Here is a 12555-nt window from a genome sequence, read left to right as displayed (position 1 = left end):
TTTCCTCAGCTTTCTAAAGTCTTGTTGTTTCCGTGTGGGCCCTAAGCTCACTTGGCCAGCAGCGTCTTGATCTTCTTGGTCTGGCCACCGCGCAGGACGTCGTCGGCGGACAGGGCGCGACGCTGGCGAGCGGACTTGTGCTCAAGGTTGTGGCGCATGGCGGAACCGACGTGCTTCACCTTGCCGGTGCCGGTGATCTTGGCGCGCTTGGAAGCGGCGGAATTAGTTTTCATCTTCGGCATTGCTGCCCTCCTTGCTGGTTTGCTTCTTCAAATCGGAAGTGTTCGGGGAAACCGAGGCCTTGGCCGCGGCCTGGGCTTGGGCCTGCGCCTCCTGCTTGGCGGCCAGGCGCGCGGCCTGGCGGGCCTGACGTTCGGCGCGGGATTCCGCACCGCGACGGCGCTGCTCGGACTGGGTGTGCACCTTCTTGCCCTTCGGCGCGAGGGTCATGATGATGTTGCGACCCTCCTGCTTCGGCTTGGACTCGATGGTGCCGAATTCCGCCACATCGTCGGCCAGACGCTGCAGCAGTTCCACACCGCCGATCGGGCGGGAGATCTCGCGGCCTCGCAGCATGATAGTGACCTTGACCTTGTCTCCGCCGCTGAGGAATCGGGTCACATGACCCTTCTTCACGTCGAAATCGTGGTCGTCGATCTTGAGGCGGAAACGAATCTCCTTGATTTCCGCGGTGCTCTGGTTGCGGCGGGCTTCGCGAGCCTTGATCTTCTCGTTGTACTTGAACTTGCCGTAATCGATGAGCTTGGCGACCGGAGGCTTCGCGTTCGGGGCCACCTCGACGAGATCGAGGTTTGCCTCCTTGGCCAGGTTCAGCGCGACGGTGGTCGCGATGACGCCAACCTGCTCACCCTTAGGGCCGATCAGGCGTACCTGCGGGACGCGAATCTCGTCGTTAATGCGTGGTTCGTCGCTGATGATGACTCCAATCCTCTACTGTTCCTCACGAGGCTTCCAGTGGGAGTCTTCCATGCATCAGGTTCACGGCAAACGCAAGCCAACGCCATCGGCGTCCGCTTCATGTCATTCGCGATTCATCATGAATCACATCCGACTGCGATATCGCAAGACATCACTAGCAATCGGTAGGCTGTTGCCTTGAACCCGAGGCCTTGAAAGGCTTCCAGGTGGGGTTGCCCCGCTTTCTTGATTTCTCAAGCCAAATGAGAAGTCTACCATAAGGCCGGACTGTTGTATGCCGCGTGTCGCAATCCGCATCCACATTCACATCCGACTACATCCACGTCCACATCCGCGATAGCCGTCCGTGGCGGCCATTCGTGAAGCCCATCGCCGTCCGGACAGTCGGCGTCAATCGTCCGGACAGACGCCAGCATCATTTCAGATGCGTCATCCCAGACGTATCATCCCAGACGCCACCCGTTTGGCCGAGACCGGCGCATCCCATCCATCCTCAATGCGCGATAGTAACCCGCCGTAGCCCGCGATAGCCCGACAGGCGCATGGAACCGCAGCACATCTCGACGGCTCACTGCACCGCGCGCAGCAGACCGCCCAAGCCTTCTGTGCGCAGGATCTCGCGGTACGGACCGGCCTCCTCGGCGATGATCTGGTCGATGGCGCGCATGCCCAGCACCTCGACGGGCGCCTTGTCGTCCGTGAGAATCAGCGAGCCATCGGTACGGCCGGCCACCGGATCGGCCACCGGCGTCATCCGCCCCGCCACTTCGGACATGTAGGCGGCGAGCGCGCCGTCGTTCGTGCGGTTCCATGTGGCTGCTCGCAGCGAATCGGCGCTCACGTCCTCATGCATGGTGCTGCGAATCGGCCCGGAGGAGCCGCCAATCGCCCCCGTCCCGCGCGACGCATCGCTGCAATCCCCATACTGCGCGAGCTCGTCGGCGGTGGGCGCCTTGGCGAACAGCTCGCGGTTCGTGGTGTTCGGCACGTCGGCCGTATACGTGGTGCCGACCCTGCAGTCGCCATTGAACGTGTTGGCGATTGTGGTCTGCAACGCCTCGTTGATCGAGCCCGCGCCGTCCGAGACCATGTTCATGTTGACCACCATCACGCCGCCCGGATTGAGGTGCTCGCGCACCATCGAGAAGAACTCGTCCGAACTCATCTGGAAGGGGATGGTGATGTCCTGATACGCATCGACCATGATCACGTCGTATTTCTCGCGCGAGGCGGCGAGCCATGCGCGACCGTCATAGGTGGAGACGGGCACATCGCCCGGCTCATCGAAATAGCGGACCGCCAGATCGGTGATCTTCTGATCAATCTCCACCCCGGTGACCTTCATATCGGGATAGTACTGCCTCAGCTGCCGCGCGTAGGTGCCTGTGCCCATGCCGAGAATCAGCGCGGAATCGGCCTTGTCCGCGAGCGCCGGCGCAGCGAGCGCGGTGTCGTAGTACATGCCGGTCAGCCCCTTGTCCTTCATCGTGACGGACTGCACGCCGAACAGCACGTTGGTGGACAGGATGGTCCGGTCGGATAGGTTCTTGACCTGCAGGTAGTTGTAGATGGACTCTCCCTCATAGGCGAGGTTGGTCTCCCAGAACGCGAAGCCGGTCAGCGGCGAGACGCAGCTCGTGGCCACGAAGATCACGGCCGACACCGCGCACGCCACGCGGCGGGCCCTGATGGAGATGAAGTACACGATCGGGATGACCAGCAGCACGCCGGAGAAGATGAGGAAGCTCACGAACGTGCCTACGGCCGGAATCGTCACGAAGGTCGGCAGGAAGGTGCCCAGAATCGAGCCGATGGTGTTGCACGCGGACAGCCGGCCCACCACGGAGGCGTTGTCCTCGAGCGAGGTGGTGGCGAACTTGTTGAGCCCGGCGGTCACCGTGCCCAGCAGGAACAGCGGCGGCACGAAGATGATGGCGCAGGAGATGAACGCGGCGATGATGAGGAAGTTCGTGGAGACCGTGACGATGAGTAGGCCGGAGATCAGCAGAATCAGGTACTTGCCCACCAGCGGGATCAGCGCGATCCACACGGCCGCCACCATGATACGCATGTAGAGCTTGTCCGGGTTCGGGTCGCGGTCCGCCCAACGGCCGCCGAACACCGCGCCCAAAGCGAGCGCGATCATGATGGTACCGATGATGATGGTCCAGACGATCTGCGAGCTGGAGAAATACGGGGCGAGCAGGCGCGAGGCACCCAGTTCGGCGGCCATCACGGACATGCCGGAGAAGAACTCGGTGACGTACAGGAAGACCTTCGACTTGAGAATCGGCCTCTCGCTTGCCTCGGTGATGTGCGCCATACTCCGCTCCCCCTGCCTCGCGACAACTGTTCTGAGGGGAAAGCCTATCAGCATTCCTCCCGCCACGCTCTTGTCTCGACGGCTTGCATGAGAAATCCCTCAACCGGCCCAGCCGGTTATTTTCCCGACTTCCGGCAACGAGAGAACGCCGTAGCGGCCCATGAAGGCACGAAACAGGCCACCGGGAGGTATTCGATTCGCACCACCGACGGCTACAGTGGCCGTATGAGCGAAACATCGAACGAAACAGCAGCAAGCGGCGATGGGAAGGTCTGCGCCGTGTTCGGCGCCGGCGAATACTACGGCGACATGGCCCGAGCGTTGGCGATATCGGCCGGCGCGTATGTGGTGGCGGCGGACGGCGGCCTGGACCATGTCCGCGCGTTGGGCCTCACGCCCGACGTGGTGGTGGGCGATTTTGACTCGCTCGAAGGCGGACGGCCCGACGCCGGCACGCGCACGGTGACGCTGCCGCCGCTCAAGGACGACCCGGACATGCTCTCCGCCCTGAAGATCGGCTGGGCGGCGGGATACCGCGAATTCCACATCTGGGGCGGGCTCGGCGGACGCATGGACCACACGCTGGCGAACATCCAGCTCGTGGCCCTGCTGGCACGGCACGGCGCCATCGGCTACCTGCACGGCGACGGCACGGTCATCACCGCGATCTGCGACGGCGAACTGTCGTTCGCGGCGCATCCGGTGCCGGAGGCGGGCCATATGATTTCGGTCTTCTCCCATTCCGACATCTCCCGGGACGTGAACGAACCGGGACTCAAGTACGAGCTCCTGCACGGCACGCTCACCAACACGATGGCGCTGGGCCTCAGCAACGAGTTCCGCGACGGCGTGGAGGCCTCGGTATCGGTGGGCGACGGCACGCTGGTCGTCACCTTCCCCGCCGAGGTTCCGGTGCCGCAGATGCGCCGGTTCCGCTCCTTCACACGTGAGGAGGCCGAGGGCATCGGCGAGCTGGACACCGAGGTGTCCGCGCTGCTGGTGAGGTGAGGCCGCTGCGGGACGACCATCATTCTGCCTTCCGAGAAACGCAATGTGAACGCTCACAGAAAATCGGACGTTTTTGCTCAAAACGCAGGTGAAAACGTTGCCTTGTGTACAGACAAGGCATTAAAGTAACAAGCGTTGGTAAACAATGGCCCGGTGTGTGCGAATGCACCATGGCCACCCTACAAGGGAGAATTACATGACAGTTAAGATTGGTATCAACGGCTTCGGTCGCATTGGTCGTCTCGCCTTCCGTCGCATCTTCGAGCTGCAGGCTCGCGGCGGCCAGGCTGGTGACATCGAGGTTGCCGCCATCAACGATCTGACCACCCCGGCCACCCTGGCTTACCTGCTGAAGTACGACTCCACCCACGGCACCTTCCGCCACGACGACGGCACCCCGGTCGACGTCAAGGCCACCGAGGACTCCATCGTGGTTGACGGCAAGGAATACAAGGTCTACGCCGAGAAGGACGCCAACAACATCCCGTGGGTCAAGAACGACGGTGTCGAGTTCGTGCTCGAGTGCACCGGCTTCTACACCTCCGCCGAGAAGTCCCAGGCCCACCTGAACGCCGGCGCCAAGAAGGTCCTCATCTCCGCCCCGGCCAAGGACGACACCACCCCGACCGTCGTGTTCGGTGTGAACCACGACATCCTCAAGGCCTCCGACAACATCGTGTCCGCCGGCTCCTGCACCACCAACTCCATGGCCGCCATGGTCAAGCTGCTGGACGAGAAGTTCGGCATCCGCGCCGGCTTCATGACCACCATCCACGCCTACACCGGCACCCAGATGCTGCTGGATGGCCCGCGTGGCACCAAGTCCGGCCGCAACCTGCGCGCCGCTGGCATCAACACCATTGCCCACTCCACCGGCGCCGCCAAGGCCATCGGCAAGGTCGTTCCGTCCGTGAACGGCAAGCTGCAGGGCCACGCCCAGCGCGTTCAGGTTCCGGATGGCTCCGTCACCGAGCTGACCACCGTCCTCGAGAAGGAAGTCACCGCTGACGAGATCAACGCCGCCTTCAAGGAAGCCTTCGAGAACTGCGACTACTACGGCTACAACGATGAGGGCATCGTGTCCTCCGACATCCTCGGCGACACCCACGGTGGCGTGTTCGACCCGACCCAGACCGACGTGAACAACATCGACGGCCTGACCCTGGCTCGCACCGTCTCCTTCTACGACAACGAGTACGGCTTCACCTCCAACATGATCCGTACCCTGCTGTACTTCGCCGAGATCTCCGAGTGAGCCTCGCCGAACGGCAGTGCTGAAGGTTCCTGACGAACCCTGAAATGCATGAAACCCCCGCCTCGTGCGGGGGTTTCCTCGTATGTGGACGTTTCCGGCGGCCTGCCCCGGTATTCGTGTTGACAAAACGACTATCCCTTAGGCCCGCTTCACGGACCAGGTAGTACGCCGCATCAGAATTTCGTTGACGAATTTACTCGCTTCACGCGTCAGCTCGTTCTGCACGTACGGATGCGCCGCGCGCGGCATCCACCAACCGTGCCGTTATTCGCCCGTTATGACCGTTTCGTAGTAGAACAGAGACCATGGCAAAGAAAAGCAAGCATGACAAGGGCGCGGGTTCCACTCCGGCGACCGTGCAGTTGGAGAAGGCCGGCGTGGAATTCCACGTCTACGAGTACGAGCACTCGAACGATCACATGGATGACGGCTACGGCGTGGAGGCCGCCACCAAGCTCGGCTTCGACGAGCATCAGGTGTTCAAGACGCTGATGGCGGACACCGGCTCGGAGCGCGTGGTGGGCGTGGTCCCGGTGAGCGGACACATGGACCTCAAGGCCTTGGCGGCCGCGGTAGGCGCCAAAAAGGCCGCGATGGCCGATCCGAAGGTGGCCATGCGCGAATCCGGGTACGTGGTGGGCGGCATCTCGCCGCTCGGCCAGAAGACCAGGCATAAGACCGTGCTGGACGAGAGCGCGCTGCAGTTCGACGAGATCCTGGTCTCCGGCGGCAAGCGCGGCCTGTCCGTCGGCGTGCACCCGCAGGATCTGCTCAAGGTGTTGAACGCCGTCGCCGCCCCGATCGGTACGTGGTGAGGTGCGAGAGGTTCCTGCCAAGGAGAATGTAGAACTAAGGGGTCGGTTTTGGTCGGTAGCGGCCCCATGTCGACCGGTCCGGCGCTTAGTGGTCCGTCTCATAAATAATTGGGGTCTCCGCTCCTGTCTCTCCCCCAGTCAACTTCCGCTGACAACCCCTCGTCAGAGAAGGTCCAGCACCACTCAACCAATTACGAAACAGACCACCACTGTTATCGATCTCTATGGATGCGGCTCGCACATCCGCAAAGTCACTGCACGCTGATGGGCATGCAGTCGTTCTTGCCGAAGTTGTTGGCGCTGCACCAGTTCCAGCCGTCGTCCACGCTGCCAAAGCGTTCGCCGGAGAGAATCACGTAGTAGTCGGCGGTGCCGCTGCTCTGGTACTTGGACCAGTCGCCAGACCACAGGAACAACGCGTTGGACCACTTGGCCTTGAGATCGGCGAACTGCTGCCAGATGTCCTGATAGGTCCAGGTCTTGCCGTCCGCCTGCATGTTGAGCTGCTTACTGGACAGCTGCGTGGTGTAGGAGCTGCCCAGATCGCTCACCGCCGACTTGTCGTGCGCGATCTGCCGGTCGATGGCGGCCTTGGCGACCTGTTCGCGGTCGTTCTGGTCCATGGCGTCCGCACCGGTGACATCATCAGCGTTCCCGGCGCTGGCCTTGCCGCCCTGTGCTTCGGCGTCGAGCTCGCCGGTCACGGTCAGATCGGACCAGCTGGCCTGATCCGGTATGAACCAGTATTGGGACTTGACGAAGGTGATTGTGGCCTCGCCATCCTCCCCCGCCTTCGCGCTCACCGGATCGCTCGAGAAATCGTAGACCGCATCGGCGTAGGTGTCATCGCCGTCCTTCACGGTGATACGCACGGCGTCGTTGTCGAGCTTGAGCGCGCTGTCGGTCCCGCAAGATGCCGTGACCGTGAGTTTGACCACCAGATCAGTGTCATGCATGGTATGCGATGTGATGGCGAAATCAGGCACCTTGTCGCAGACCTTGGATTCCTCCGTGTCACCCTGCTGGCCGTCCGCGCCGGCCTGCGTCTGCGCGGAGGATTGCACCTCGCCGCCGACGCCGGTAGCCGTACGCGGATGAATCACCAGCACCCACAGCAATGCGCCGATGAGCGCCACGGCAACAACTGCGGCGACGATGATTGCGATGATGAGTCCCTTGTTGCCTTTGCCGTCCTTCGTGCCCGGAGCTGAGGCCCCGGAAGCCGGATTGCCGGAACCCGCAGCACCGGAAATCGGCTGGGGTGCCGGAAGTGCGGAGGATGCGCCGTATCCGGACTGCACCGCCGAGGGCAGGGCCGCGACGGCCGGCTGGGGAACCGCTGTCTGCGGGACCACCGGCGGGGCAATCGTCTGCATGGCCGAGGCATCAATCATCGTGGGCTGTGAAGCCAAATCACCGGAGCCGGACCGTGCGGACTCTCCTGCCTGTGCGACGGACGGTGCGGCAACCTGCGCGGACGGTCCGAATTGCGCCGCCTGCGTTGCCGGAACCGGCTGCACGGCCTGATCGGCACCCTGTACGGGCCAGTCGTCACGCTCCTGCCCGCATTGCACACAGAACCGATCGCCGTCGCCAAGCCTCGCCCCGCAATTGGTGCAGAATCGCATACGCCTCATCCCTCCCGATGATCGCCCGTCTTCTCATCAACTATCGTAGCGCGGGAGGCACCCCGAAATGCGGCGACGACCGAAACGAACGCGATTATCCGGCCAACCATCCGACCTATATGGCATCCGGCCTATCGATCAGCCTTATTAGCCTTCATTAGTCCCCTCGCTCGGCCTTGGCGAGTGCACGCACCTGCGGCGGCAGCACGAAATGCATCGTCTCCTTGATGGTCTCGACCGATTCCACGCCGGTGAATCCCCATCCATGCAGCGTCTCGATGACGCCCGACACCAATTCGTCGGGAACCGAGGCGCCGGACGAGACGCCCACCGCCTCGACACCCTCGAACCATGCGCGATCCAGCTCACCGGCGTCATCGACCCGGTAGGCGCGGCCACGACCGCCCAATCCCTCCTGGGCCACCTCCATCAGCCGCACGGAGTTCGACGAGTTCGCCGAGCCGACGATGACGACGCAGTCCGACCGCTGCGCCACCAGCTTGACCGCGGCCTGACGGTTCGACGTGGCATAGCAGATGTCCGAGCTCGGCGGCTCCTCAATCCAGGGGAACCGGGCCTTGAGCGCGGCGATCGTACCGGCCGTCTCGTCCACGCTCAACGTGGTCTGGGAAAGCAGCACCAGTTTCGTGTCCGGGGTGAAGTCCAGCGAATCCACATCCGATTCGTGTTCGATGAGATGCACATGTTCGGGGCTCTCCCCCACCACGCCGACCGCCTCGTCGTGACCGCGATGGCCGATGTAGACGATCTCGTATCCCTCGCGCACGAACCGCAGCACCTCACGATGCACCTTGCCCACCAGCGGGCAGGTGGCATCCACCACGTACATGCCCCGGCGGTCGGCCTCCCGCTTGACCTCGGGCGATACGCCGTGGGCGGAAAACACCACCGGAATACCGGCCGCGGCCGCCTCGTCCGGGACCTCCCCCAGCTCCTGCACGAATACGGCGCCCTGGGCGGCCAGGTCCTCGACCACATGCCGGTTGTGCACGATCTGACGGCGCACGTAGACGGGCGGCAGTCCGTCGCCGCGATGCAGCTTCCCGGCCGATTCCGCGGCCCTGAGAATCGTCCGGACCGTGAGGATCGCACGGTCCACGCCCGCGCAGAACCCGCGCGGGTCCGCCAGCACCACACATTTGGTCATCAAGGTCTCCTATCGTTCGTGCCGGCCTCCAGTCTAGGGCATGAATCTTATGGCATGAATCCATGGCGTAAATCCATGGCATACGGATGAATCCGCCGACGGGAGACGCGGCGTGAGACCGATTCGGGAAACGGCCCTGCAACCCGGCGCAAATGCACCCAAGCCACGCTAAACTAGTGCGTTAGCGGTAACAATCGGTTGCCGACCCATAACACATCTCACTACGGGAGTGATTCTATGACGAACAAGACGCCGCGCACCGGCCAGCAGTACAGCATTTCCTATGGCGATTACGCCGCCGTGATCACCGAGCTGGGCGCCACCATGCGCAAGGTCACCTATCAGGGCAAGAACGTGATCGTGCCGCTCGGCCCGGACGACCCGGTCACCTGCTGCCACGGCCAGCTGCTGGTGCCGTTCCCGAACCGCATCGCCGGCGGCACCTACGAATTCGAAGGCAAGACCTACACGCTGCCGATCGACGAGCACGACCGCAACACCGCCATCCACGGATACGGCTACCGCTCGTTCTGGAAGCTCGAGTCCCTGACCGAGACCTCCGTGACCCAGTCCTGGCGTGCGCCGTTCCTGCTCGGATACCCGTTCGACGTGACCGTGACCGCCACGCACGAGCTGGACGCGGACGGCCTGCACATCACCGTGACCGCCCAGAACGACGGCGACGTGGACGCCCCGTGGGCGCTGGCCATCCACCCGTGGCTCGACAACGGCTTCAACGGCTACGGCGACGAGATCGACGGCCACAACGCCCAGTGCCATCTGACCGTGCCCGCCGAAACCCATGTGACCGTCGACGAAAACCTCATCCCGACCGGCACCGAACCGGTGGCCGGCACGAAGTACGATCTCAACGACAACCCGCTGCTCACCGAGCAGCCGTTCGACGACGCCTGGACCGATCTGAAGCGTGACGCCGACGGTTCCGTGACCGCCACCTTCACCCGCCCCGACGGTCTGGTGATCAAGGTCGGCGGCGACGAGACGGTCACCTCCTTCCAGGTGTGCACCGGCACCGGATTCCCGGCGTTCATGCACCCGGCAGGCACCGCCGTCGAGCCGCAGACCGCATACGCCAACGCCTTCAATACCGGCAAGGACCTCATCGTACTCAAGCCCGGCGCTTCCAGCACCACCAAGCTGTTCATCAAGGCCGAGCAGCACTGAGATTCATCCCCGACCCGGAGCAGGCGCTCTGTTGCCGGCATTATGTGAGCCTTCCCACCACGTTTTTCCCGTCAGGTTGCGGAAAGCCCGCATGATGCCGGCAATTTCAGGGTCCGTCTCGTTACTCATTGAGGACGTTAGCTTCTGTCTTCCTCAGTCAGCTTCGCTGCTAGTCCCTCGTCAGAAGGGGCTGGCTCTTTGAGGCACCGGGTGATTTCGCGGCGCATGGTCAGCCCCTCGTCAGAAGGGCCAGTACCACTCAGACAATTTGTGATACGGACCATGAGCGGGCACCTCTCCCCTCCTACGCAAGTGGAAATGACACTCGTGTTGCACTGGGTCCGGGGATTGTGTCATAATGCCGAATGCTCAATTTTTTATTTAGCAAAGGAGTCCATCATGGGCATGCGCGGACGTAAGCGCAGGGATCGTCGCAAGAAGGCTGCCAACCACGGCAAGCGCCCGAACACCTGATCCTGGCGTATTTCGGAATGTCAAAAGCCCACCCGTTCAATTCGGGTGGGCTTTTCTCATATCTTCGGGCCGCTTTCCTCGAGTCCCACGGTGTAGGGAAGTACCCACCATGTAGGGAATCCCCCACCGTGTAGGGAGCGGATTTGTACGATTGGCGGAATTCCACCGTTTTGCGTCCCTACATCATGGGGGATTCCCTACATCATGTGAAATTCCCTACACCGTGGGCAAATCCCTACATCATGGGCCATCCCATATGGGAAAGCACGGCGCCGGCGATGGGCCCATGCCCACGCAACGCGAATCCGCCTAACGCCTACGCAGCGCGGCACCGCCCAACCGCCTACCTCCCGTCCTCGCCGCAGCAGTGGTCGAGCGTGGCCTTGAGCTTGGCCATCAGGCACTCCGGGGCGACCTCGGGGCGCAGATAGGCGCGCAACGCGGCAATCATCGCCTGCTCCCGCGCGCTGCAACAGCTGGTCGGGTCGAAACACTTGCCGGTATCGGCGGCATCGACGGTATCCCCGGCATCGTCTCCGCCAAATACGCCGCCCATATCGGATTCCTCGGCACCGTCATTCGCGGCACCAACACGGCGACCAACATCAACACCGCCACCCACTTGACCCACGGCCGCAAACACCGCCATGCCGCCGTCCGCTTCGACCGTCGTATGGCTGACCTTCGTGATATGCACTTCGGTTCTGGTAATCGAACCGTCGTCCGAGGTGCGGGTGATGGAGATATGACGGGTACGTTCCATGGACTGACCGTTCATCGGTTCTCCTTTCCCGCATGGTCTCGCCTGCGATGGTTGCGTTCCGCGGCATTGTCTATGACACGTCGTGGGGCGGCGGACTGTGATTCGCTCGTTCCGGACTGTCCGGACCGCACATCGTCGTCGACAGCGGCCATCCCACCACTCCCATTATGGCCGAATTGCTCGCCGCGCGAACCGTTTTCGCCCGACTTCGCGGATGGTGAACCCGGCACATCCGAGGCTTTTCGCGCGGGCCGCGTCGCGGTCTCCCCCTGCCGCGCCCGGTCCCCGTCCTGCGGCAGATACCCGCGTTCGCGCGCGTACGACGCCAGTTCGCGTTTGAGCTGCGTGCGGGCGCGGTTGAGCCGGCTCATCACCGTGCCGATCTTGACGCCCTGCTCGTCCGCCACCTGCTGGTAGGACTTGCCGTCGATCGCCGCGTCGATGAACACCTGACGTCGTTCCGGCGAAAGCTTGGCGAGCGCGTTCATGATCTCCTCGGGCGCGAAGGCGTCAAGATACTCCTCCTCGGCGGATTTGAGCCCGTCGGAGGTGTGCTCGGCGGCATCGTAGATGTCCCAGTCGTCGTATTCGCCGGTCGAATCGTTCGCGCGTTGCGGGCGGCGCTTGGCCTTGGCATATTGGTTGAAGTAGGCGTTGCGCTCGATGGTGGTCATCCACGCCTCGAAGTTGGAGCCTTCCTCGAACGAGTCGAACGCCTTGAAGCCGCGCTCGAACGTGTCCTGCACGAGGTCCTGCGCGTCCTCCGGATTGTTGGTCAGCTTCATCGCCTGCCGGTACAGGGCGTTGACGGCGGGCATGGCGAGCTTCTCGAACCGGGCGCGCCTGGCCGGCAGGGACTCGCCGGCTCCCGCCGCGGGGGCGGCCACCATGGGTTCACCGGATTGCTCGATCGTTTCGCTTGTCGTCACGTCTGCCCATTCTAGCCAGCTCATGTGCCCATATCGTGGCCGATATCGTGTGAGTCCCGCCATAAGTC

12 protein-coding genes are annotated in these 12555 nt (G+C 63.0%); 5 read left to right on the top strand and 7 right to left on the bottom strand.

Annotated elements, in window-relative coordinates:
* Positions 1-47 precede the first annotated feature (47 nt).
* From rpmI to BMYO_RS11780, 3 genes are all read right to left on the bottom strand, one after another.
* Complete coding sequence (gene rpmI / locus BMYO_RS05305) at positions 48-242, bottom strand: 50S ribosomal protein L35 (protein ID WP_094667477.1); 195 nt, start codon at positions 240-242, stop codon at positions 48-50.
* Positions 223-948: a translation initiation factor IF-3 gene (gene infC, locus BMYO_RS05300; protein WP_094667476.1), complete on the bottom strand. Its 726-nt coding sequence runs from the start codon at positions 946-948 to the stop codon at positions 223-225. Before infC ends, rpmI begins: the two co-directional genes overlap by 20 nt.
* A 559-nt stretch (positions 949-1507) precedes the next feature.
* Positions 1508-3262 carry a spermidine synthase gene (locus tag BMYO_RS11780; protein WP_233428164.1) on the bottom strand — a complete coding sequence of 585 codons (1755 nt, stop codon included), beginning with the start codon at positions 3260-3262 and terminating at the stop codon, positions 1508-1510.
* A 225-nt stretch (positions 3263-3487) separates the two neighbouring features.
* Between BMYO_RS11780 and BMYO_RS05285 the strand changes: the two genes are divergently transcribed.
* The 3 genes from BMYO_RS05285 to ybaK all read left to right on the top strand — a co-directional run bounded on the left by BMYO_RS05285 (position 3488) and on the right by ybaK (position 6340).
* Entirely contained in the window at positions 3488-4270 is a 783-nt protein-coding gene (locus tag BMYO_RS05285) for a thiamine diphosphokinase (RefSeq protein ID WP_094667474.1), read from the top strand.
* Between the two features lie 196 nt (positions 4271-4466).
* Positions 4467-5525, top strand: coding sequence for a type I glyceraldehyde-3-phosphate dehydrogenase (gene gap, locus BMYO_RS05280; RefSeq protein WP_094667473.1), 1059 nt, complete (start codon positions 4467-4469; stop codon positions 5523-5525).
* Positions 5526-5830: 305 nt separating this feature from the next.
* The gene (ybaK, locus tag BMYO_RS05275) at positions 5831-6340 is read left to right on the top strand and encodes a Cys-tRNA(Pro) deacylase (RefSeq protein WP_094667472.1); all 510 of its coding nucleotides are present in this window, start codon (positions 5831-5833) and stop codon (positions 6338-6340) included.
* Between the two features lie 251 nt (positions 6341-6591).
* On the opposite strand, the gene BMYO_RS11495 is transcribed toward ybaK, so the two are convergent.
* A complete protein-coding gene (locus BMYO_RS11495; protein ID WP_158216951.1) occupies positions 6592-7968 on the bottom strand; it encodes a zinc ribbon domain-containing protein in 1377 nt (458 codons plus the stop codon).
* 157 nt (positions 7969-8125) lie between these two features.
* Complete coding sequence (locus tag BMYO_RS05265; RefSeq protein ID WP_094667471.1) at positions 8126-9136, bottom strand: 4-hydroxy-3-methylbut-2-enyl diphosphate reductase; 1011 nt, start codon at positions 9134-9136, stop codon at positions 8126-8128.
* A gap of 237 nt (positions 9137-9373) precedes the next feature.
* On the opposite strand from BMYO_RS05265, the gene BMYO_RS05260 reads away from it, so the two are divergent.
* Complete coding sequence (locus tag BMYO_RS05260) at positions 9374-10321, top strand: aldose 1-epimerase family protein (RefSeq protein ID WP_094667470.1); 948 nt, start codon at positions 9374-9376, stop codon at positions 10319-10321.
* A gap of 399 nt (positions 10322-10720) precedes the next feature.
* Positions 10721-10795 carry a 50S ribosomal protein bL37 gene (locus BMYO_RS12585; RefSeq protein WP_099327425.1) on the top strand — a complete coding sequence of 25 codons (75 nt, stop codon included), beginning with the start codon at positions 10721-10723 and terminating at the stop codon, positions 10793-10795.
* 343 nt (positions 10796-11138) lie between these two features.
* Here the strand turns inward: BMYO_RS12585 and BMYO_RS12580 are convergent, their stop codons facing one another.
* Both BMYO_RS12580 and BMYO_RS05250 read right to left on the bottom strand, forming a co-directional pair.
* The gene (locus tag BMYO_RS12580; RefSeq protein WP_094667501.1) at positions 11139-11351 is read right to left on the bottom strand and encodes a hypothetical protein; all 213 of its coding nucleotides are present in this window, start codon (positions 11349-11351) and stop codon (positions 11139-11141) included.
* A gap of 218 nt (positions 11352-11569) precedes the next feature.
* Positions 11570-12448 (bottom strand): sigma-70 family RNA polymerase sigma factor, encoded by an 879-nt coding sequence (locus BMYO_RS05250; protein WP_233428166.1) that lies wholly within the window; start codon positions 12446-12448, stop codon positions 11570-11572.
* Positions 12449-12555: the final 107 nt, after the last annotated feature.

The organism is Bifidobacterium myosotis (genome assembly GCF_002259745.1).
GTDB lineage: Bacteria > Actinomycetota > Actinomycetes > Actinomycetales > Bifidobacteriaceae > Bifidobacterium > Bifidobacterium myosotis.
Note: the sequence above shows the minus strand (reverse complement) of the source record. Positions and strands in the feature narration are given on the sequence as shown.